Origin of the sequence: Pseudomonas sp. NFPP12 (assembly GCF_900103205.1) — a bacterium.
Taxonomy (GTDB): Bacteria; Pseudomonadota; Gammaproteobacteria; order Pseudomonadales; family Pseudomonadaceae; genus Aquipseudomonas; species Aquipseudomonas protegens.
In genome coordinates this window covers 118537-140845 of record NZ_FMWW01000004.1, presented here as the reverse complement: position 1 = coordinate 140845, position 22309 = coordinate 118537, and the positions used below count along the sequence as shown (strand labels likewise).

General features: G+C 65.6%; 20 protein-coding genes. 18 read left to right on the top strand and 2 right to left on the bottom strand.

The genetic code is table 11. The features are described from left to right. The first annotated feature begins 194 nt into the window (after positions 1-194). The 10 genes from pedF (at position 195) to BLS75_RS17740 (ending at position 11458) form a co-directional block, all read left to right on the top strand. Entirely contained in the window at positions 195-656 is a 462-nt protein-coding gene (pedF, locus tag BLS75_RS17785; RefSeq protein WP_072451444.1) for a cytochrome c-550 PedF, read from the top strand. Positions 657-661: 5 nt separating this feature from the next. Next, positions 662-1537 carry a substrate-binding periplasmic protein gene (locus tag BLS75_RS17780; RefSeq protein WP_072451443.1) on the top strand — a complete coding sequence of 292 codons (876 nt, stop codon included), beginning with the start codon at positions 662-664 and terminating at the stop codon, positions 1535-1537. 8 nt (positions 1538-1545) lie between these two features. Continuing rightward, positions 1546-2316: a quinoprotein dehydrogenase-associated SoxYZ-like carrier gene (locus tag BLS75_RS17775; protein WP_072451442.1), complete on the top strand. Its 771-nt coding sequence runs from the start codon at positions 1546-1548 to the stop codon at positions 2314-2316. 35 nt (positions 2317-2351) lie between these two features. Next, positions 2352-3281 (top strand): quinoprotein relay system zinc metallohydrolase 1, encoded by a 930-nt coding sequence (locus BLS75_RS17770; protein WP_072451441.1) that lies wholly within the window; start codon positions 2352-2354, stop codon positions 3279-3281. Positions 3282-3513: 232 nt separating this feature from the next. Continuing rightward, complete coding sequence (gene pedH, locus BLS75_RS17765) at positions 3514-5289, top strand: PQQ-dependent alcohol dehydrogenase PedH (RefSeq protein ID WP_011060519.1); 1776 nt, start codon at positions 3514-3516, stop codon at positions 5287-5289. Positions 5290-5616: 327 nt separating this feature from the next. After that, complete coding sequence (locus BLS75_RS17760; protein WP_015635021.1) at positions 5617-7137, top strand: acetaldehyde dehydrogenase ExaC; 1521 nt, start codon at positions 5617-5619, stop codon at positions 7135-7137. Between the two features lie 275 nt (positions 7138-7412). Then, entirely contained in the window at positions 7413-7484 is a 72-nt protein-coding gene (gene pqqA / locus BLS75_RS17755) for a pyrroloquinoline quinone precursor peptide PqqA (protein ID WP_011060521.1), read from the top strand. Positions 7485-7545: 61 nt separating this feature from the next. Beyond that, a complete protein-coding gene (gene pqqB / locus BLS75_RS17750) occupies positions 7546-8460 on the top strand; it encodes a pyrroloquinoline quinone biosynthesis protein PqqB (protein WP_072451440.1) in 915 nt (304 codons plus the stop codon). A 123-nt stretch (positions 8461-8583) separates the two neighbouring features. Next, on the top strand, positions 8584-9747 hold the full coding sequence (gene ercA / locus BLS75_RS17745; protein ID WP_011060523.1) for an alcohol dehydrogenase-like regulatory protein ErcA: 1164 nt from the start codon (positions 8584-8586) through the stop codon (positions 9745-9747). Continuing rightward, entirely contained in the window at positions 9731-11458 is a 1728-nt protein-coding gene (locus BLS75_RS17740; RefSeq protein WP_072451439.1) for a PAS domain-containing hybrid sensor histidine kinase/response regulator, read from the top strand. Before ercA ends, BLS75_RS17740 begins: the two co-directional genes overlap by 17 nt. A 44-nt stretch (positions 11459-11502) precedes the next feature. Here BLS75_RS17740 and BLS75_RS17735 read toward each other — a convergent pair whose 3' ends face one another. After that, on the bottom strand, positions 11503-12051 hold the full coding sequence (locus BLS75_RS17735; RefSeq protein ID WP_072451438.1) for a YniB family protein: 549 nt from the start codon (positions 12049-12051) through the stop codon (positions 11503-11505). Between the two features lie 164 nt (positions 12052-12215). Between BLS75_RS17735 and BLS75_RS17730 the strand changes: the two genes are divergently transcribed. From BLS75_RS17730 to BLS75_RS17715, 4 genes are all read left to right on the top strand, one after another. After that, complete coding sequence (locus BLS75_RS17730) at positions 12216-12884, top strand: ABC transporter ATP-binding protein (RefSeq protein ID WP_072451437.1); 669 nt, start codon at positions 12216-12218, stop codon at positions 12882-12884. Position 12885: 1 nt separating this feature from the next. Further along, complete coding sequence (locus BLS75_RS17725; RefSeq protein WP_072451436.1) at positions 12886-15366, top strand: ABC transporter permease; 2481 nt, start codon at positions 12886-12888, stop codon at positions 15364-15366. Beyond that, complete coding sequence (locus BLS75_RS17720) at positions 15356-16441, top strand: lipocalin-like domain-containing protein (protein ID WP_019093658.1); 1086 nt, start codon at positions 15356-15358, stop codon at positions 16439-16441. The genes BLS75_RS17725 and BLS75_RS17720 overlap by 11 nt, the downstream gene beginning before the upstream one ends. Before the next feature lie 108 nt (positions 16442-16549). Continuing rightward, the gene (locus tag BLS75_RS17715) at positions 16550-17137 is read left to right on the top strand and encodes a hypothetical protein (protein ID WP_026020035.1); all 588 of its coding nucleotides are present in this window, start codon (positions 16550-16552) and stop codon (positions 17135-17137) included. A gap of 269 nt (positions 17138-17406) precedes the next feature. Here the strand turns inward: BLS75_RS17715 and BLS75_RS17710 are convergent, their stop codons facing one another. Then, positions 17407-17793, bottom strand: a complete 387-nt coding sequence (locus BLS75_RS17710) for a hypothetical protein (RefSeq protein WP_072451435.1) — start codon at positions 17791-17793, stop codon at positions 17407-17409. A 186-nt stretch (positions 17794-17979) separates the two neighbouring features. Here BLS75_RS17710 and BLS75_RS17705 point away from each other — a divergent pair, with 186 nt between their 5' ends. The 4 genes from BLS75_RS17705 (at position 17980) to tssC (ending at position 22295) form a co-directional block, all read left to right on the top strand. Further along, positions 17980-18345: a hypothetical protein gene (locus BLS75_RS17705; protein WP_072451434.1), complete on the top strand. Its 366-nt coding sequence runs from the start codon at positions 17980-17982 to the stop codon at positions 18343-18345. 349 nt (positions 18346-18694) lie between these two features. Beyond that, on the top strand, positions 18695-20251 hold the full coding sequence (gene tssA / locus BLS75_RS17700; protein WP_072451433.1) for a type VI secretion system protein TssA: 1557 nt from the start codon (positions 18695-18697) through the stop codon (positions 20249-20251). A 33-nt stretch (positions 20252-20284) separates the two neighbouring features. Beyond that, a complete protein-coding gene (tssB, locus tag BLS75_RS17695) occupies positions 20285-20791 on the top strand; it encodes a type VI secretion system contractile sheath small subunit (RefSeq protein ID WP_072451432.1) in 507 nt (168 codons plus the stop codon). A 28-nt stretch (positions 20792-20819) separates the two neighbouring features. Then, positions 20820-22295, top strand: a complete 1476-nt coding sequence (tssC, locus tag BLS75_RS17690) for a type VI secretion system contractile sheath large subunit (protein ID WP_072451431.1) — start codon at positions 20820-20822, stop codon at positions 22293-22295. Positions 22296-22309 lie beyond the last annotated feature (14 nt).

Here is a 22309-nt window from a genome sequence, read left to right as displayed (position 1 = left end):
AGATACGGAAAAAGTCCCGCCCTTGCCGGGAATAGTTCCCGGGCGGCACCTGATTTAGGCCCGCGCCACAAGCCCTACTACCAAGGGAGTAGGGCGCGGCCACCAAAGCAGCATACGGCCGCCCGCCGGCTGTTTCTAAGATGGCGCCATGGCCTCTGTAGCGAGGTCTTGCGTGCAATCTTGAGGGCATAACAATGACAACAAAACGCAACGCCTTGCTCGTGGTAGGGCTGCTGACCGGTGCCTTGGCCACCGGTGCTGTGTGGGCCCATGGCAACGTGGTGCCCCAGGCGGTGGAAACCAAGGGCCTGACGCCGATCAAGGATGCCGGGGTGAGCGTCGATGGCGACGGCTGGGCCGCGGTCAACCCGTACCGCACCTCGCCCGAGCGCGACAAGGCGGTGGAAATCGGCGCTTCGGCCTACAACCAGAACTGCGCCGCCTGCCATGGCCTGGAAGCCAAGTCCGGCGGTATCGCTCCAGACCTGCGCATGCTCGACGCCGGTGAGGCCGGGGACGAATGGTTCGTCGAGCGGGTGCGCCACGGCGCGGTGCGCGATGGCCGGGTGTACATGCCGAAGATGGCCGACTACCTGAGCCAGGAAGCCCTGTGGGCGGTGCGCACCTACCTGGACAGCGTGCGCGTCGAGGAGTGATCGCCATGGGCCGCTTCGCCCTGTTCCTGGCTGGCCTGCTGCTGTGTTGCGCCACGGCCCAGGCCGGGGTGCGCAACTACGACACGATGATCGCCTCCGGTGAACTGAAGGTGGCGGTGTACCAGGATTTTGCCCCCTACAGTTTCGAGGACCAGGGCCAGCCCCGAGGCGTTGATGTGGAGCTGGCGCAAGCCCTGGCCGAGGCCCTGGGGGTGCGCCTGCAACTGATCTGGGCGCCCCCGGGGGAGAAACTCGACGACGATTTGCGCGACTACATCTGGCGTGGCAGCCCGCTGCGCCACCAGCAGTTGGCCGACCTGATGATGCGCGTGCCCTACGACCACGACTACGCGCAAAAGCGCAACGAACTGGGGGAGCTGGCCAACGATCACGTGGTGATGTTCGGCCCCTATCAGGAGGAGCGCTGGCAGGTGGCATTCGACCGCCGCCGGCTGGATTCGGTGGCCAGTGTCGCGGTGTTCCAGGAACACCCCATTGGCGTCGAAGTGGACAGTGTGCCGTCGTTTTACCTGACCTCGGTGTTCAACGGCATGCTCAGTGCCAAGACCCACCATTACCCCAGCGTGCAACAGGCGTTCGGCGCCTTGCGGGCCGGGCAGGTGGACGCGGTGATGGCCATGCGCGGCGAGATCGACTGGCAGTTGCATAAGGCCGGCGACCCGCAACTGGCCCTGGCGGAAAACGCCTACCCGAACATGGGCAAGCAGGTGTGGGAGATCGGCATGGCGGTGCATGAAAGCAACCGCCAGCTGGCCTATGCCGTGGAAGAGGCCCTGGAAGGGTTGATCCGCGACGGTCGCCTGCAGGCGCTGTACGCCCGTTATGGCCTGCGTTACGAGGTCCCACAGATGTATCAATAGGAGCTGCGATGAACTGGCGAGCGACCTGTCTGCTGGCGTGCTGGCTGCCCTTGGCGACCCCGGTGCTGGCCGCCGATCCGCAGGCCCCGGGCCCGGACCCGGTGCCCTCGGTGATGTGGGCCTTCTACCACAAGCAATTGCTGGGGGAGGCGGCGTTCGTCTTCGATGACCGGGTCAAGCTGCTGGCGCCGCCCTTTGCCGAGGATGCGCGGCAGGTGCCCCTGGAAATCGACGCCCGGGCCTTCACCGGCGATGTGGTGCGCATCCTCGCCTGGGCCGAGCTCAACCCCTTGCCGCGCATCGTCGATTTCGAGCCGGGGGAGCGGGTGCTGCCCTGGCTGTCGATCCGCATCCGTATCGAGCAGGCCACGCCGCTGCGCGCCGCGGTGCTGACCCGCGATGGCCTGTGGCACGTGGGTTCGACCCTGATCGATGCCGCGGGCGGCGGCTGTACCGCCCCCAGCGTGGTGCGCACCCAGCCCGGCTGGGAAGAGCACATCGGCGAGGTGCTGGGCGGGCGTTATCCCCGTGGGGAGGCCAGCCGCCTGCGCCTGCAAGTGTCCCACCCGATGGACAACGGCCTGGTCAGCGGCATCCCTGAGTTTTTCCTCAACCACGCCGAACTGCGCGACCAGAACGATCAGCGCCTGGCCAGCCTCGAACTGTTCCCGGCGGTCAGCGAAAACCCCAACCTGGGGTTCGATATCCAGGGGCCGGGGCAGACCCGCTTGCTGTTGCGCGACAACAGCGGCAACCAGTTCGAGGCCAGGCTGCCCTGACCGCATCCTTTGACCCACCCGAGCCGAGGCGCGCCATGCGTTGGATCCTGCTGTTGCTGCTGTGCCTGGGCCTGCCGGCCCGGGCCAACCTGGACTATTCACTCAAGCCCCGGCAGATCGCCGCGGGCACCTGGCTGCTGGAAGGTAGCACCGACAACTTCGCCAAGGCCAATGGCGGCAATATCGTCAATAGCGGGTTCATCGTCACCGACAGCGGGGTGGTGGTGATCGACAGCGGGCCGTCGAAACGCTACGGCGAAGCCTTGCGCCGGGCGATTGCCGCCACCACCGACAAGCCGGTGATCCAGTTGCTGCTGACCCACCATCACCCCGACCATGTGTTGGGCAACCAGGCCTTTGGCGACGTGCCCATCGGCGCCCTGGCCGGCACCAGCGATCTGCTGCGCCAGCAGGGCGAGGCCATGGCCGAGAACATGTACCGCATGGTCGGCGACTGGATGCGCGGCACCGAGGTGGTGCTGCCGACCCAGGTGCTTGAGCCCGGGGTGCTTGAGGTGGGCGGGCATCGCTTGCGCTTGCTGGGCCTGAGTGGGCACACCGGCGCTGATCTGGCAATTCTCGACGAGAACACCGGGGTGCTGTTTGCCGGTGACCTGGTGTTCTACGAGCGCGCGCTGACCACCCCCAACAGCCCGGGGCTCGGGGTCTGGCTCGAGGACCTGGACACCTTGCAGGCCTTGCCGTGGAAACTGATCGTGCCTGGCCATGGCCCGGTGGCGACGGATGCCCGGCCCTTTGCCCAGATGCGCGACTACCTGGGCTGGCTGGACGGGTTGATGCGCGACGGCGCGGCCCAGGGCGACGACATGGCGGAGATGATCCGCCGCCCGATCCCCGAGCGTTTTGCCGGCATCAGCCTGACCCGCTATGAGCTGATCCGCAGCGTCAGCCACCTGTACCCGCGTTACGAACGCCAGCGCCTGCAGCGTATCGACGGCCTGTAGGCGCCGGCTGGCCGGCGAAGGCGGACTTGCTGGGCCTCTTCGCTGGCAAGCCAGCTCCTACGGTGGGCAGGGAGATCGGGTGGGGCTTTGTAGGCGTCGGCGGCCGCTCCTGTACCAAGGAACTAGAAAACTCCGCACTGCGGGCAATTGTTGGCAGGCAGGCCGGGACCAAGAATTCCCGGCAGACCGGGAAAATTTCCCGGGAACAACAATAACCGCCGAGGTAGCCGTCATGACCCAACCCCCACGTCGTCCCTTTTTCGCCGTGAGCCTGGTGCTCAGCGCCATGCTGCTGTCCAGCGCGGCCCTGGCCGCCGTCACCGATGAAGAGATCCTCCAGGACCCGAAGAACCCGCAGCAGATCGTCACCAACGGCCTGGGCGTCCAGGGCCAGCGCTACAGCCCGCTGGATATCCTCAACGTCGATAACGTCAAGGAGCTGCGGCCGGTCTGGGCCTTCTCCTTCGGCGGCGAGAAGCAGCGCGGCCAGCAGGCCCAGCCGCTGATCAAGGACGGGGTGATGTACATGACCGGTTCCTACTCGCGGGTGTTCGCGGTGGACGCGCGCACCGGCAAGAAGCTCTGGCAGTACGATGCGCGCCTGCCGGACGACATCCGCCCGTGCTGCGACGTGATCAACCGCGGCGTGGCGCTGTACGGCGACCTGGTGTTCTTCGGCACCCTGGACGCCAAGCTGGTGGCCCTGAACAAGGACACCGGCAAGGTGGTGTGGAGCAAGAAGGTCGCCGACCACAAAGAGGGTTATTCCATCAGCGCGGCGCCGATGATGGTCAACGGCAAGCTGATCACCGGGGTCGCCGGCGGCGAGTTCGGCGTGGTCGGCAAGATCCAGGCCTACGACCCGAAAAACGGCGAGCTGCTGTGGATGCGCCCCACCGTGGAAGGCCACATGGGCTACGTGTACAAGGACGGCAAGGCCATCGAGAACGGCATTTCCGGCGGCGAGGCGGGCAAGACCTGGCCGGGCGACCTGTGGAAGACCGGTGGCGCGGCGCCGTGGCTTGGCGGCTACTACGACCCGGAAACCAACCTGCTGCTGTTCGGCACCGGCAACCCGGCGCCGTGGAACTCCCACCTGCGCCCTGGCGACAACCTGTATTCCTCGTCGCGCCTGGCCCTGAACCCGGACGACGGCACCATCAAGTGGCACTTCCAGAGCACCCCCCACGACGGCTGGGACTTCGACGGCGTCAACGAGCTGATCTCCTTCAACTACAAGGAGGGCGGCAAGGAGATCAAGGCCGCCGCCACCGCCGACCGCAACGGCTTCTTCTACGTGCTCGATCGCACCAACGGCAAGTTCATCCGCGGCTTCCCCTTTGTCGACAAGATCACCTGGGCCACCGGCCTGGATAAGAACGGCCGGCCGATCTACAACGAGGCCAGCCGCCCTGGCGCCCCGGGTAGCGAAGCCAAGGGCAGCTCGGTGTTCGTCGCCCCGGCCTTCCTCGGCGCCAAGAACTGGATGCCCATGGCCTACAACCGCGACACCGGGCTGTTCTATGTGCCGTCCAACGAATGGGGCATGGACATCTGGAACGAAGGCATCGCCTACAAGAAGGGCGCGGCGTTCCTCGGCGCGGGCTTCACCATCAAGCCGCTGAACGAGGACTACATCGGCGTGCTGCGGGCCATCGACCCCATCAGCGGCAAGGAAGTCTGGCGCCACAAGAACTTCGCGCCGCTGTGGGGCGGGGTGCTGACCACCAAGGGCAACCTGGTGTTCACCGGCACGCCTGAGGGCTTCCTCCAGGCGTTCAACGCCAAGACCGGCGAGAAGGTCTGGGAATTCCAGACCGGCTCCGGGGTCCTGGGCTCGCCCGTGACCTGGGAAATGGACGGCGAGCAGTACGTCTCGGTGCTCTCCGGCTGGGGCGGCGCGGTGCCGCTGTGGGGCGGCGAGGTGGCCAAGCGGGTCAAGGACTTCAACCAGGGCGGCATGCTCTGGACCTTCAAGCTGCCCAAGGACCTGGTGAGCAAACGCTGATCGTAGGCGCCAGCTTGCCGGCGAAGGCGCCCGCACGACCGCTTTCGCCGGCAAGCCGGCTCCTACAACGCTACCGCAATGTCCCTGCCTACCGTAGGCGCCAGCTTGCTGGCGAAGAGGCCCGCGAGAGCGCCTTCGCCTGCAGCCGGCTCCTACAGGCCGGTCTGCCGCTTCATTCCCGCCTCGGTGCGGGGTGGGCGGAGGCGATCAACCTACGACCAAATGACGAGAGCCCCCCTGCCAACGATGCATTCGTCCGGCACGCGGGGCTCTCTACCATCGAGCCATCGCCTGTCGTGGACAGGCATCGACCAGCAGAGGCCCAGCATGATCTACGCACAACCCGGAACCCCAGGCGCCGTCGTGTCCTTCAAGCCACGCTACGGCAATTTCATCGGTGGCCAGTTCGTGCCGCCGGTGGACGGCCAGTACTTCAGCAACACCTCGCCGGTCAACGGTGAGGTGATCGCCGAATTCCCGCGCTCCACTGCCGCGGACATCGACAAGGCGCTGGACGCCGCCCATGCCGCCGCCGATGCCTGGGGCAAGACCAGCGCCCAGGACCGTTCGCTGGTGCTGCTGAAGATCGCCGATCGCATCGAGCAGAACCTGGAGATACTCGCGGTCAGCGAAACCTGGGACAACGGCAAGGCCGTGCGCGAAACCCTCAACGCCGACGTGCCCCTGGCCGCCGATCATTTCCGCTATTTCGCCGGTTGCATTCGTGCCCAGGAAGGCGGCGCCGCAGAGATCAACGAACTGACCACCGCCTACCATTTCCACGAACCCCTGGGCGTGGTCGGGCAGATCATCCCGTGGAACTTCCCGCTGCTGATGGCCGCCTGGAAGCTGGCCCCGGCCCTGGCCGCCGGCAACTGCGTGGTGCTCAAGCCCGCCGAGCAGACCCCGCTGTCGATCATGGTCTTCGCCGAGCTGATCGCCGACCTGCTGCCGGCCGGGGTGCTGAACATCGTCCAGGGCTTTGGCCGCGAAGCCGGCGAGGCCCTGGCCACCAGCAAGCGCATCGCCAAGATCGCCTTCACCGGCTCGACCCCGGTGGGCTCGCACATCATGAAATGCGCCGCCGAGAACATCATTCCGTCCACCGTGGAACTGGGCGGCAAGTCGCCGAACATCTTCTTCGAAGACATCATGCAGGCCGAGCCCAAGTTCATCGAAAAGGCCGCCGAAGGCCTGGTGCTGGCGTTCTTCAACCAGGGGGAAGTCTGCACCTGCCCATCCCGGGCCCTGGTCCAGGAATCGATCTACGAGCCGTTCATGGCCGAGGTGATGAAGAAGATCGTCAAGATCAAGCGCGGCAACCCGCTGGACACCGAGACCATGGTCGGCGCCCAGGCGTCGCAGCAGCAGTACGAGAAGATCCTCTCTTACCTGCAGATCGCCCAGGAGGAGGGCGCCGAGCTGCTCACCGGTGGCGCCGCCGAGCTGTTGGAAGGTGACCTGGCCAGCGGCTATTACATCCAGCCGACCCTGCTCAAGGGCCACAACAAGATGCGCGTGTTCCAGGAAGAGATCTTCGGCCCGGTGGTGGGCGTGACCACCTTCAAGGACGAAGCCGAGGCCCTGGCGATCGCCAACGACAGCGAGTTCGGCCTGGGCGCCGGGCTGTGGACCCGCGACATCAACCGCGCCTACCGCATGGGCCGGGCGATCAAGGCCGGCCGCGTGTGGACCAACTGCTACCACCTGTACCCGGCCCACGCCGCGTTCGGTGGCTACAAGAAATCCGGGGTGGGCCGCGAGACCCACAAGATGATGCTCGACCACTACCAGCAGACCAAGAACCTGCTGGTGAGCTACGACATCAACCCCCTGGGCTTCTTCTAAGGGCAACAACAGGCGCGGTGGTTGGGTGCCGCCGCGCTTGTGCGGGACGGACACGGGGAGGGCTCATGGGTGGGCGCCTCCCCGTGTGCGTTGTGGGCGCAGCACCGCCATCCCTGTAGGAGCCAGCTTGCTGGCGAAGAGGCCCGCAAGCCCACCCCCAATCTCCCCCTACCAACGCACCCGCCGGTTCGTCCCAAAGTAGCATTCGGCCCCCGCGCTCTCCGTGCATTAATGCCTTTACCGGAATCCCCCGGCACAACAAGAGGCTTGACCCCATGTGGCATAAACCCGCGTACACCGACCTGCGTATCGGCTTTGAAGTGACCATGTACTTCGCCAACCGCTGAGCCGTCCCGCTCCGGCCGGTACTGGTGTCGGCCGGAGCCTTTTGCCCTTCAGGAGCACGTCATGCATATCCGCATTCTCGGTTCCGCGGCGGGGGGCGGTTTTCCCCAGTGGAACTGCAACTGCCGTAACTGTGCCGGCGTGCGCAACGGCACGCTGCGGGCCCGGCGCCGCACCCAGTCGTCCATCGCCCTGAGCGACCAGGGCAGCGAGTGGATCCTGTGCAACGCCTCCCCGGACATTCGCCAGCAGCTGGAGTCCTTTCCGGTGCTGCAACCGGCCCGACAGCTTCGGGACACCGCCCTGGCCGGGGTGATCCTGCTGGACAGCCAGATCGACCATTGCACCGGCCTGCTCAGCCTGCGCGAAGGCTGCCCGCATCAGGTCTGGAGCACCGAGATGGTCCACCAGGACCTGTGCAGCGGCTTCCCCCTGTTCAACATGCTCAGCCACTGGAACGGCGGCTTGCAGTGGCAGCCCATCCACCTCGACGGCCGGGAATTCAGCCTGCCGGCCTGCCCGGACATCACGCTGCGGGCGATTGCCCTGCGCAGCAGCGCGCCGCCGTATTCGCCCCATCGCGGCAACCCGCACCCGGGGGACAATATCGGCCTGTTCATCGAGGACCGGCGCAGCGGCGCCAGCCTGTTCTATGCCCCGGGTCTGGGGCAGGTGGATGAGGCCCTGCTGGGGTGGATGGACCGCGCCGATTGCCTGCTGGTGGATGGCACCTTGTGGCGCGACGACGAGATGCGCCTGTGTGAAGTGGGCGACAAGCTGGGCAGCGAGATGGGCCATCTGGCGCAAAGCGGCCCCGGCGGCATGCTTGAGGTGCTGGAGCGCTTTCCTCGGGCGCGCAAGGTGCTGATCCACATCAATAACACCAACCCGATCCTCGACGAGGACTCCCCCGAGCGCGCCGAGCTGACCCGCCGCGGCATCGAAGTGGCGCATGACGGCATGGACATCCATCTCTGACGCCACCCGGTCCCTGTAGCCGCTGCCGAGGCTGCGAAGTCCGCCGATGGTCGGATTGCTTTCAGCAACGGATGCTTTAGGCTGGCGTTCTTCTCCAGAACAATAAGAAAACAGGCTTCCCCCATGGGCCAGAATCTCAGTCTGCTGCGCAAGTTCGTCTCTCCGGAAATCATCTTTGGCGCCGGTTGCCGGCACAACGTCGGCAACTATGCGAAGACCTTCGGTGCGCGCAAGGTGCTGGTGGTCACCGACCCCGGGGTGATCGCCGCCGGCTGGGTCGCCGATGTCGAGGCCAGCCTGCTGGCCCAGGGCGTCGAGTACTGCCTGTACAGCGCGGTGTCGCCCAACCCGCGGGTGGAGGAGGTGATGCACGGCGCGCAGATCTACCGGGAAAACGCCTGCGATGTGATCGTCGCGGTCGGTGGCGGCAGCCCCATGGATTGCGGCAAGGGCATCGGCATCGTCGCCGCCCACGGGCGCAGCATCCTCGAGTTCGAGGGGGTGGACACCATCCGCATGCCCAGCCCCCCGCTGATCATGATCCCGACCACCGCCGGCACCTCGGCGGATGTCTCGCAGTTCGTGATCATCTCCAACCAGCAGGAGCGGATGAAGTTCTCCATCGTCAGCAAGGCGGTGGTCCCTGATGTGTCGCTGATCGACCCGGAAACCACCCAGGGCATGGACCCCTTCCTTTCCGCCTGCACCGGCATCGACGCCCTGGTGCATGCCATCGAGGCTTTCGTTTCCACCGGCCACGGGCCGCTGACCGATCCCCACGCCCTGGAAGCCATGCGCCTGATCAACGGCAACCTGGTGCAGATGATCGCCAACCCCTCGGACATCGCCCTGCGCGAGAAGATCATGCTTGGCAGCATGCAGGCCGGGCTGGCGTTCTCCAACGCGATCCTCGGCGCGGTGCATGCCATGTCCCACAGCCTGGGGGGCTTTCTCGACCTGCCCCACGGGCTGTGCAACGCGGTACTGGTGGAGCATGTGGTGGCCTTCAACTACAGCGCGGCGCCGGAGCGCTTCAAGGTGATTGCCGAGACTTTCGGCATCGACTGCCGCGGGCTCAACCAGCGGCAGATCTGCGGGCGCCTGGTGGAGCACCTGATCGCCCTCAAACGCGCCATCGGCTTCCACGAGACCCTGGGCCTGCATGGGGTCAGCAGCAGCGATATTCCGTTCCTCTCGCAGCACGCAATGGGCGACCCATGCATCCTTACCAACCCTCGTGAATCCAGCCAGCGTGATGTCGAGGTGGTCTATGGCGAGGCCCTCTGACGAACAGCAACGGGCCCTGGCCGGGCTCCTGGGGCTGGGCAACCACTCGGCGCGCAAGAGCCATTACCCGGAACTGGCGGCGCGCCTGGAAGACCTGGAAACCGAGCGCAACCGCTACAAGTGGCTGTTCGAGAACGCGGTGCACGGCATCTTCCAGGCCAGCCTGCAGGCCGGCATGCGTGCCGCCAACCCGGCCCTGGCGCGCATGCTGGGGTATCAGGACCCCCAGGAAGTGCTGTTTTCCCTGGCCGACCTGGCGGGCAACCTGTTCGTGGGCGGCGCCGGGGAACTGGCGGCCATCGGCGAGCAGTTGCAGAACCAGCGCAGCCTGCTGGGTTACGAAACCCAGCTGCGGCGCAAGGACGGCAGCAGCATCGATGTGCTGATGAACCTGTTGCTCAAGCCCGACCAGGACGGGCTGGTGGAAGGGTTCGTCGCCGACATCACCGAACGCAAGCTGGCCCAGCAGCGCCTGGAACAGCTCAACGACCAGTTGGAGCAGCGGGTGGCGGCGCGCACCGATGAGTTGCTGGACGCCAACCGCAACCTGCAGCAGCAGATCGCCCGGCGCGAGCGCATCGAGCGCGACCTGCGCGAGGCCCGGGACGCCGCCGAGACGGCCAACCGCAGCAAGGACAAGTACCTGGCCGCCGCCAGCCACGACCTGCTGCAACCTCTGAATGCCGCACGCCTGCTGATTTCCACCCTGCGCGAGCGCAGCCTGCCGGCCCCGGAGCAACTGCTGGTGGAACGCACCCACCAGGCCCTGGAGGGCGCCGAGGACCTGCTCACCGACCTGCTGGATATTTCCAGGCTCGATCAGGCGGCGGTGAAGCCGGACCTGGCCACCTACCGCCTGGATGAAATGCTCGCGCCCCTGGTCTCCGAGTTCCAGTCGGTGGCCGAGGCGGCGGGGCTGGGGCTGCGGGTGCGCTTCGGTGACTTTGCCCTGTTCACCGACTTGCGGCTGATGACGCGGATCCTGCGCAACTTCCTCAGCAATGCCTGCCGCTACACCGAGCGCGGCAGCATCCTGCTGGCGGCGCGGCGCCGGGGCGACCAGTTGCGGCTGGAGGTGTGGGACACCGGGCGCGGCATTGCCGCCGACCGCCTGGAGTCGATTTTCCTGGAATTCAACCAGCTGGATGTGGGCCGCGCCGCCGACCGCAAAGGGGTGGGGCTGGGGCTGGCGATTGTCGAGCGCATCGCCAAGATTCTCGGCTATCGGGTGCAGGTAGCGTCGCGGCCGGGGCACGGTTCGCGGTTCAGCATCGAGGTGCCATTGGCGGCCCGGGTGCCCTTGCCCTTGAGCCAGCAGGCGCCGCAGCCGGGCACCGGCAACCCGCTGCCGGGGCGGCGCCTGCTGGTGCTGGACAACGAGTTGAGCATTCTTGAAAGCATGGCTGCGCTGCTCGGCCAGTGGGGCTGCGAGGTGCTGACCGCCACCGATCAGGCCGCGGCCCTGGAGGTGCTGCAGGGCCGGGCGCCGGAGTTGATCCTGGCGGACTTCCACCTGGACCACGGGGTCACCGGCTGCCAGGTGGTCAGGCGCTTGCGCGAGCATTTCCAACAACCGCTGCCGGCGGTGATCATCACCGCCGACCGCAGCGACCAGTGCCGCCGCGCCTTGCAGCAACTGGGCGCGCCGCTGCTCAACAAACCGGTGAAGCCGGGCAAGTTGCGGGCCGTGCTCAGCCAGTTGCTGGGCTAGTGGTGGCAAGGGGGGGCGGCTAAATCGATGCGCCGGCGCGGGGCTCAGATGATGCGCAGCATCCACAGTAGGCCCAGGTAGACCGCCGCACAGCCCAGGGGCCAGACCACCAGCAGGCGGGTCTGGCTGAAGAACGACGGCGCTTTGCCCACCAGGGTCGAGTCCTCCAGCTGTTGCAGCGTCTTGGCGGGGACGCCTTCCTCCACCGGGGCCTGGAGCTGGGCCTCGATCAGCGGCTCGACTTCTTCGACCTTGCGTATCATCCCCCGGCCCGTGGCGAACAGCGCCGCGCCGACGAAGATCAGCAGGTAGATCACCAGGAATTTCCAGTGGGAGGAGTAACTCAGGTCGAGGAAGCTGGGTGTCGGGCTGTTGTCCCAGAACCAGTTCAAAGGCTGGGTGTTGGCATTGACCTGGTACACGAAGTACTTGATCGGGCGATTGATGGTCGAGGCCATGCTGGTGTAGCTGTCCAGGCGCCAGTAGAGCATTTTCAGGGTCGAGAAAAAGGTCGAGATCAAGGCACCGGTAAACAACAGTGCGCCTGCGGCGATGTACAGCCGGTACTGCAATTGGGCCCTGGTGTAGGTCATGGGTGCTTCCTGCAATGAACAAAAGGGCCGCAATACTATATTCCGTGGCCGCTGGGCGATAGGGGCGCGCCCTGGCTCATCGGTTGCCGCGTTGCAGGTTTGCGCTGGTGCCATGGGCGACACCGGTTATCCTTGAGCCCCCTTCAGGTCGGACGAGTCAGCCCATGCTGGAAGTACAAGGAGTGTTCAAGAGCTATGCCACCCCCCAGGGGCCGCTGGCGGTGCTGCAGGGTGTCGATTTGCACCTGGGGCAGGGCAGCAGCCTGGCGCTGATGGGCGAATCCGGCAGCGGCAAGAGCACCTTGCTGCACCTGGTGGCCGGGCTGGACCAGGTGGATGGCGGCAGCATTCGCATCGGCGCCCAGCGCCTGGAGCGCATGAGCGAAAGCCAGTTGGCCAACTGGCGCCGCACCGAAGTCGGCCTGGTGTTCCAGCAGTTCAACCTGATTGGCAGCTTGCGGGTCGAGAACAACCTGGGTTTCCAGGCGCGCCTGGCCGGGCGCTTCGATCCGCGCTGGCAGGCGCAGTTGGTGGAACGCCTGGGCCTGGGGGACTTGCTGCGCCGCTACCCCGAGCAGCTGTCCGGCGGCCAGCAGCAGCGGGTCGCTTTGGGCCGGGCCCTGGCGTCGAGGCCCGGGCTGTTGCTGGCCGATGAACCCACCGGCAGCCTCGATGAAACCACCAGTGACCAGGTGCTGGATTTGCTGCTGGAACTGCTGGCCGACAGCCCCACCAGTTTGCTGATGGTGACCCACAGCCAGCGCGTGGCCAGCCGTTTGCAACACACCGTGGTCCTGCAGCGTGGCCGCCTCGCCGCAGCGGGCGGGGCCTGAGATGCGGGTGCTGCGTGGCACCTTGCAGGCGCTGTTGAGCCACTGGCGCCAGCACCCGGTGCAGTTCTTCAGTGTGCTCACCGGTTTGTGGCTGGCCACCAGCCTGCTGACCGGGGTCCTGGCCCTCAACAGCCAGGCCCGGGACAGCTATGCCCGGGCCAGCCAGTTGATTGGCGGTGAACCCCAGGCCAGCCTGGGCACGGCCACTGGCGCAAGCTTTGCCCAGCAATGGTTCGTCGACCTGCGCCGGGCCGGCTGGCCGGTGTCGCCGGTGCTGCAAGGGCGGGTGCAGTTGCAGGGCTTCGAGGCGCTGCGCCTGCAACTGATGGGCATCGAGCCTTTGTCCTTGCCCGCCGGTTCCGCAGTGGCCGGCAAGCCACTGGCGATGCAGCAGGTGGTGGAGTTCTTCAGCCCTCCGGGGCGTACCTGGGTTGCCCCAGAGACCCTGGCCAGCCTCGGCTACCGCGAGGGCCAGCAGCCCCGTGCCAGCAATGGCCGGCTGCTGCCGCCGTTGCAGGTGCAGGCGGACATGGCCCCGGGGCTGCTGCTGATGGACATCGGCTTTGCCCAGCAGGTACTCGACCAGCCGGGGCAACTGAGCCGCCTGCTGCTGCCCCGGGACTTTGCCGCCCGCGCGCCACCCTTACCGGCCGAGCTGGCGGGGCAACTGGTGCTGCATTCGGGCGAGTCGGAAAACACCCTGGCGCGCCTGACCGAGAGCTTTCACCTGAACCTGGATGCCTTGGGTTTCCTGTCCTTCGTGGTCGGGCTGTTCATCGTGCATGCCGCCATCGGCCTGGCCCTGGAGCAACGTCGTGGCCTGCTGCGGACCTTGCGCGCCTGCGGGGTCAGTGCGCGGCTGCTGATCTTCAGCCTGATTCTGGAACTGGGGGCCCTGGCGCTGCTGGGTGGAGTGGGGGGGGTCATCAGCGGCTACCTGCTGGCCGGGCTGCTGCTGCCGGACGTGGCTGCCAGCCTGCGCGGCTTGTACGGCGCCGAGGTGGCGGGGCAGTTGAGCCTCAGCCCCGGGTGGTGGTTCAGCGGTATCGGCCTGAGCCTCTTGGGGGCCTTGCTGGCCGGCGCCGCCAGCCTGCTGCGGGCGGCGCGCCTGCCGCTGCTGGCCCTGGCCAACCCCCAGGCCTGGCATCAGGCCCATGCCCGCTGGCTGCGCCGCCAGGGGGCGGTGGCCGTAGTGGCGCTGCTGCTGGCCCTGGCGGCGTGGCAGTGGGGCGACAGCCTGGCCAGCGGCTTTGTGCTGATGGCGGCCTTGCTGCTGGCGGCGGCCCTGGGCCTGCCGGTGCTGCTCGATGCGGTGCTGGGGGCCTTGCTCGGGCGCCGGCGTGGGGTGCTGGGGCAGTGGTTTCTTGCCGATTGCCGCCAGCAACTGCCGGCCCTGAGCCTGGCCCTGATGGCGCTGCTGCTGGCGCTGGCGGCGAATATCGGCGCCGGCAGCATGACGGCAGGGTTTCGCGAAACCTTCAACGACTGGCTGGAGCAACGCCTGAGCGCCGAGTTGTATGTCAATCCGCAGAGCCCGGAGCAGGCCCGGCAGTTGCTGGACTGGTTGCCGCAACAGGCCCAGGTTGTCGCTGTGCTGCCCAGCTGGCAGGTGGCGTTGCAGGTGCAGGGTTGGCCGGCGGACCTGTATGGGGTGATCGACCATCCCAGCTACCGCCAGCACTGGCCGCTCCTGGAAAGCGACGGCGCCGAGCCCTGGGCACAACTGGCGAGCCAGGACACCCTGATGCTCAGTGAACAGCTGGCCCGACGCCTGAAGGTGCGCCCCGGCGACCGCCTGAGCCTGCCGGTGCCCGTCGGGCAGTGGGCGCCCCGGGTAGTGGGGATCTACGCCGACTATGGCAACCCCAAGGGCCACCTGCTGGTGAATGCCGGGCACTTGCTGGCGCATTGGCCAGCGCTGACGCCGAGCCGTTTCAACCTGCGCCTGGCGCCGGGAGCGATGCCCGGGCTGGTCGGCGCCTTGCAACAACAGTTCGCCCTGGACGACAGCCGGATCATCGATCAGGCCCGGCTCAAGGGCTGGTCGCAGCAGGTCTTCGAACGCACCTTTGCCGCCACCGCCGCCCTCAACAGCTTGACCCTGGGGGTGTCCGGGGTGGCGCTGTTCATCAGCCTGCTGACCCAGAGCCAGAGCCGGCTGGGCCAGCTGGCGCCGCTCTGGGCCCTGGGGGTGGGGCGGCGTCAACTGATGCTGCTGAACCTCGGGCAGACCTGGCTGCTGGCCTTGCTCACCCTGGTCCTGGCGCTGCCGCTGGGCATCCTCCTGGCCTGGTGCCTGGACAGCGTGATCAATGTCCAGGCCTTTGGTTGGCGCCTGCCGTTGCGGGTGTTCCCCGGGCAGCTTCTGCAACTTCTGGGCCTGGCCATGCTGGCGACTCTGTTGGCATCGGCCTGGCCGCTGCTGCGTTTGTACCGCGCGCAACCGGCGGACCTGCTGAGGACTTTTGCCCATGAAGACTGATGTGTTGGGCCGGGCCCTGGCGGGGTTGCTGCTGGCGCTGCTGGCCGGTTGTGAACAGCCCGCCGAGCCGCCCCAGGGTTTTGCCGGCCTGGGCAGCGAGGCCGCGGCCTTCACCCCGGTGCTGCCGGGGCGCAGTTTCAGCTTTCCTGCCGACCACGGTGCCCATGACGGGTTTCGCATCGAGTGGTGGTACCTCACGGCAGACCTGAGCGACGCCCAGGGCCGCCGCTTCGGCGTGCAGTGGACGCTGTTTCGCAGTGCCCTGCGGGCCGCTCCCGAACAGCCGGGCTGGGGCGCGCCGCTGGTGTGGCTGGGCCATGCAGCGGCCACGTCGGCCCAGAGCCACCACGCCGCCGAGCGGTATGCCCGGGGTGGCGTCGGCCAGGCCGGGGTGATCGCGCAGCCGTTCCAGGCCTGGATCGACGACTGGCAACTGAGCACCCTGAACAGCGCCGGCGACCCCCTGGCGCGGATGCAGGTGCAGGCCGCGGGGCCGGGGTTCGCCTATCGCCTGCAACTTTCCAGCAGCCGGCCGCTGGTGCTGCAGGGCGAGGGCGGCTACAGCCGCAAGTCCGACCAGGGGCAGGCCTCCTACTACTACAGCCAGCCGTTCTTCCAGGCCGCGGGGGAGTTGCAGATCGATGGCCAGCGCTATCAGGTCAGCGGCCCGGCCTGGCTCGACCGGGAATGGAGCAGCCAGCCCCTGGGCGCCGACCAGAGCGGCTGGGACTGGTTCTCGCTGCACCTGGACAGTGGCGAGCGGCTGATGCTGTTCCGGGTCCGCGAGCGGGACAAGGCGCCCTATATCACCGGCACCTGGATCAGCACCGATGGCCACACCCAGAGCCTGGGCAAGGAGCAGATCCAGTTGCTGCCGCTGGCCCAGTCCAGGGTCCAGGGCCGCAGCCTGCCCACCACCTGGCAATTGAAGATCCCCGCCAAGGGCCTGGATATCACCACCCGGGCCCTGAACCCCCAGGCCTGGATGAACCTGAGCATTCCCTACTGGGAAGGGCCGCTGCAATTCGCTGGCAGCCACAGTGGCAGCGGCTACCTGGAGATGACCGGTTATTGAGGGCGCCGCGACGCTTGCACCCATCCCCCGGTGAAAGCTGGCAGGGCGTCTATGCTCAAGGGCCTGACCGAAAGTCAGTGTGTTTCTCAACCACAAGGAATGTTCATGATGAAAACCCTCAATACCCTGGCCCGCGCCATCGCCCTGGCCACTGTGCTGGGCACCGCCAGCCTTGCCGCACACGCCGCCGATATCCCGCTGTCCGGGGCCATCGAGGCCGATCAGGTGGTGACCAAGGTCCTGTCGGTGGACGCCGCCAAGCACCAGGTGGTGCTCGAAGGCGCCGGGGGCAAGCCGGTGCATGTGCAATTGAGCGATCAGGCCAAGGACCTGGGCCACCTCAAGGTCGGCGATCAGGTCAAGGTCACGGTCACCCACTCGGTGGTGGCGGTGCTCGACACCGACGTTGAAAAGGGCAAGCCCGATTCCAGCGAAGCCAGCGGCGTGGTCCGCGCTACCGCAGACAACCCCAACCCCGGCGGCGCGGCCTATCGCCAGGTGCAGGTGCAGTTGAAGATCACCGCCATCGACTTGAAGAAAAACCAGCTGACTTTCGAAGGCCCGGCGGGCAACAAGAAAGTGGTGAGCGTGGAGAAACCCGAAGTCCAGCAGCGCCTCAAGGACCTCAAGGTGGGCCAGAGCGTGCTGGTGACCTACACCGATATCCTGCAGGTCAGCACTGCCCACGAAGGCTGAGGGGGCAGGGCTGAGCGGGGGAGGCAATGGGCAATCGGGTTAACTGCACTGTGCAGTTTTATTCAGAATCCGCCCACGGACTTTCCCCGCCAGTTGCACTAGAATGCCAACCGTTCGCCCGGTGCAAGGGCTCTTTACCGGTGCAAGGATTGCCAAGGCCAGAGCACTGGGCGAACACCTTTCCCTGTCGCGTCCTGCGACTTTCCCGCTGTACATCACCCTGAATCGACCCTGGCTGGATGCTCCGGCGCGAGCCTGCCGTGCTCCCTCTACAGTGCCACCGGACTCAAGCTGACCTGGCGTGCAAGCAGGCTGACAAAGCCGCCTGGCTGCGCGTGGCCACTCTGCAGCGACAGCAGGACGATGTTCGGACCTATGGCCAGCGCCGCGACAGCCTCGTCTTCCCGGGGCAGCAACTGCCCGGTGACCCGCAGCCCCGCCTGTTCCCGGCTGATGCGTGGCCTGTCCTGGGTCGCGGCCCACAGGTTGTGATCCCAGACAAAATCGTCCTCCAGGCTCAACTCCACCTCGTGCACCTGGCCCGTCTGTGGCGGCGTGCCCAGCCATTGGCCCCGGCCTTCGCCGAACGCACTGCTGAAATTGACCCACAGGCTATGATCGGCTTCTACATGGAGGGTGTTGAGGGTGATACGCATGGCCAATCCTTTCCTTGGTACTGCGGGTTCAAGAGGCGTTCAGCCGGCTTTCCGGGGCGGGGCGGCCGGGCTGGATGGCAAGCGGCCACTGCGCTTGTTATTGCACAGTGCGCGGGCCTTCAACAGAATGCGCGATTGCCCGACCGGGACAGGTCGAGGGCGGTGAATGATAGCGGAGATCCTGGATTGATCTGGTTAAAACGTTTGCTCATGTCGGTGGGCGTACTGGCGCTGGTATTGCTGGCGGTGGTCGTGTTCAAGAACGGCTTCTCCACGACGCCGGCCCATGCATTGGCCGAGCACCCTGATGCGCAGTGGCAGGGGGGCGCCGATGGCGGGCATTACATTGAAATCACCCGCTCCGAGCCGCCTTATTTCTTTGTACAGGTGCGTCATGAAAGTGGCGACCTGTGGGATGAGGGCTGGCTCAAGTACGAGGACGGCGACGCCAGCGCCCTGACCACCGACAAGGTGCTGGCCTTCGACGGTGACGGAGTGATTTACCTGCAGCAACGCAAGGTATTGGCGCCACTGCGCTCCGCGGCCCATTGACCTTCTGAAGCAGGTCGGGAACGCCGGTTTGATGGCTGTTGATAGTTGTTTCGAATGCTTGGAAATACTCGGCAGGGGTATAACTCACAACAACTAGAACGACTGAAGATACAACTGTGCAATAAGTTGCGCACATATAACTTATAGAACTTGTATGAGATGTTTTCGGTTCTATATCAGAATATTCCTATTCTTTTGCGCAGGGTGCTCCAGTAAGGTTTTTCCACCTGAATGGATATCCGGTAGTTCCAGTGCGCAAATTGATTCTCACTTCTTCAGTTCCCCCCCGCCAAGGACTGCACTCCGCGTTTTGCCGTGCTGATGCGCCATTTGTGGGCAGCTGGCGCACATGAGTTACTCGCGCAAGTTGTACTCATATCACCTGGAGCTCGCTCAGAAGTTTGTGCATGAGCAAAGTTTCGCTGGCGAAGATGTGCGTTTCTCCAACGAATATGAGGCGCTGGAAAGCGAACTGGGCAAGGCCCAGTCAATGCATGAAAGCGGTCAGGTCGACTGGCTGAAGATTCAGCAGCAGAGCGAAGCCTTGTTACGTTATCAGTCCAAGGATTTGCGGGTTGCCGCATGGTTGACCTGGGCCCTGCATCAGCGTGAATCCTTCCCCGGCCTGCTAGCGGGCCTGGGAATGGTACGCCACCTGTGCGAGCACCACTGGCAGCAAGTGCACCCAGCCAAGCTGCGCACCCGCGCTGCGGCGATTGCCTGGTTGGTGCCGCGCCTGCAGGACGTGCTGGATGAGGAGGTGCCGGTCAGGGAGCAGTTGCCGCTGTTCCGCCGCCTGGCGGAGCAACTGCAGGGGCTGGACGCGATCCTGACTCGTCACCTGGGGGATGACGCTCCCTTGCTGCTGCCGATCTGCAGGCGTCTGCAGAATATGGTGACGCGAGCGGCCGACAATCAGCCGGAGCCCGGAGCGGTAGGGGCCGTAGTGGCTCAGGTCAAGCAGGCAGCAGCGCAGCTGTTTACGCCCGGCTCGCCGATCGATAACGAAAAGGATGCGCAGAAAGCCCTGCGCTCCCAGCAGGAAAGTGCCCGTCCGTTGTGCGCCTGGTGGCTGCGCCAGAAGGCCACCGACCACCGGGCTCTGCGCCTCAACCGGGCGCTTCTATGGTTGGCCATCGACGCCGTGCCCGAGCGCAACGGCGAACAGGTCACGGCCCTGCGCGGGCTGCCGGCTGACAAACTGCGCCACTATCAGGAGCGCTATGACCAGGGCCAGTACGCCGATCTGTTGGTGGAGCTGGAGGCCAGCCTGGCCCGGGCGCCATTCTGGTTCGACGGCCAGCGCCTGGTCTGGGAGTGTCTGCAGGAACTCAACGCCGAGCCTGCCATGCGCGAGGTGGAGTTTCACTTCGCCTTGCTGCTGCAACGGCTGCCAGGGGTGGTGGAACTGCGTTTTTTCGACGGCGTGCCCTTTGCCGATCCGGCCACCCGCAACTGGATCAGCGCCCATGTCATGCCCCATCTGCACAGCACCAGTGCGCCGCGCAAGGTCGAGCCCGCCAGCGTGCTGCCGGCCTGGGAAGAAGCTTTGGAAGAGGTGCTGCCGATCCTGCGCAAGGACGGCCTCAAGGTCGCCGTACAGATGCTCAAGCAGGGCTTGCAGAACGCCCAGGGCGGGCGAGTGCGGTTCTTCTGGCACTTGAGCCTTGCCCGCCTGTGTTTCATGGCCAAGAAGTACGAGCTGGCCAAGACCCAGCTGGAAACCCTCGACCGGCAGTTGCAGGACACCGGCTTGCAGGCCTGGGAGCCGGACCTGGCGCTGGAAGTCCTGCACCTGCTGCACAACTGCTGTGAGCTACTGCCGCAGAACCATGCAGTGCGTGAGCGAAAGGAAGAGGTTTATCGCAGGTTGTGCCATCTCGATCTCGAGGTGGTACTCGAATAGGCCCCCGGGCCGACAACCGCAAGGAGAAGTGACATGGCCAAAGAAGGCTCCGTAGCCCCCAAGGAACGTATCAACGTCACGTTCAAACCCGCCACCGGCGGAGCTCAGGAAGAGATTGAACTGCCGTTGAAGCTACTGGCGATCGGCGATTACACCCAGCGCCTGGATGAGCGCAAGGTGGAGGATCGCAAACCCATCAGCATCGACAAGATGACTTTCGACGAGGTTCTGGCCAAGCAGGAGCTGCGCCTGACCCTGAGCGTACCCAACCGGTTGCAGGAGGAGGGTGGCAGCGACGAACTGGCGGTGCAGCTGCGCGTTGACTCGATGAAGGACTTCAACCCCGCCAGCCTGGTGGAGCAGGTGCCGGAGCTGAAGAAACTCATGGAACTGCGCGACGCCCTGGTGGCGCTCAAGGGGCCGCTGGGCAACGCCCCGGCCTTTCGCAAGGCCATCGAAGGGGTGCTCGCCAACGACGAGTCCCGCGGTCGGGTCCTGGGTGAATTGGGCCTCAATGCCGCCCCCGCCCAGGAAGCCTGAGACTCCACACAGCTAAGGAAGCTAGATCATGAGCAGTAATGCCGCACAGCAGAAGAATCAGGACAGCAGCGAATACAGCCTCCTCGACAGCATCATCGCCGAGACCCGCCTGACCCCGGACGACGAAGCCTATGGCATCGCCAAGCGCGGAGTCTCGGCCTTTATCGAAGAGCTGCTCAAGCCGCAGAACAGCGGTGAGCCGGTGAAGAAGGCGATGGTCGACCGGATGATCGCCGAGATCGACGCCAAGCTCAGCCAGCAGATGGATGAGATCCTCCACCATGCCGACTTCCAGTCGCTGGAATCGGCCTGGCGTGGCCTGCAGCTGCTGGTGGACCGGACCAACTTCCGGGAAAACATCAAGATCGAGATTCTCAACGTCTCCAAGGAAGACCTGCTGGACGACTTCGAGGACTCCCCGGAAGTGATGCAGGCCGGTCTCTACAAACACATCTACACCGCCGAATACGGCCAGTTCGGTGGCCAGCCGGTGGGCGCTATCATCGCCAACTATTTCATGTCCCCCAGCTCCCCGGACGTGAAGCTGATGCAGTACGTATCCAGCGTGTCCTGCATGTCCCATGCGCCATTCATTGCCGCCGCGGGGCCGAAATTCTTTGGTCTGGAAAGCTTCGCCGGGCTGCCGGACCTCAAGGACCTCAAGGACCACTTCGAGGGTCCGCAATTCGCCAAGTGGCAGAGCTTCCGCCAGTCCGAGGATGCACGCTACATCGGCCTGACCCTGCCGCGCTTCCTGCTGCGCAACCCCTACGATCCGCAAGAGAACCCGGTGAAGTCCTTCGTCTACAAGGAAAACGTCGCCAACAGCCACGAAGACTACCTGTGGGGCAACACCGCCTACGCCTTCGGCACCCGGCTGACCGACAGCTTCGCCAAGTTCCGCTGGTGCCCGAACATCATCGGCCCGCAGAGCGGTGGCGCGGTGGAAGACCTGCCGCTGCACCACTTCGAAAGCATGGGCGAGATCGAGACCAAGATCCCCACCGAGGTGCTGGTTTCCGACCGCCGCGAGTACGAGCTTGCGGAAGAGGGCTTCATCTCCCTGACCATGCGCAAGGGCAGCGACAACGCGGCGTTTTTCTCCGCCAGTTCGGTGCAGAAGCCCAAGTTCTTCGGCATCAGCGCCGAGGGCAAGGCTGCGGAGCTCAACTACAAGCTTGGCACCCAGCTGCCTTACATGATGATCGTCAACCGCCTGGCCCATTACCTGAAGGTGCTCCAGCGCGAGCAACTGGGTTCCTGGAAAGAACGCACCGACCTGGAGCTGGAGCTCAACAAGTGGATACGCCAGTACGTGGCCGACCAGGAGAACCCCAGCAGCGAAGTGCGTGGCCGGCGCCCCCTGCGTGCTGCGCAGATCATCGTCAGCGACGTCGAAGGCGAGCCGGGCTGGTATCGGGTCAGCCTCAACGTGCGGCCGCATTTCAAGTACATGGGGGCGGACTTCACCCTGTCGCTGGTGGGCAAGCTGGACAAGGAATAGGGCAGGAGCTGAGC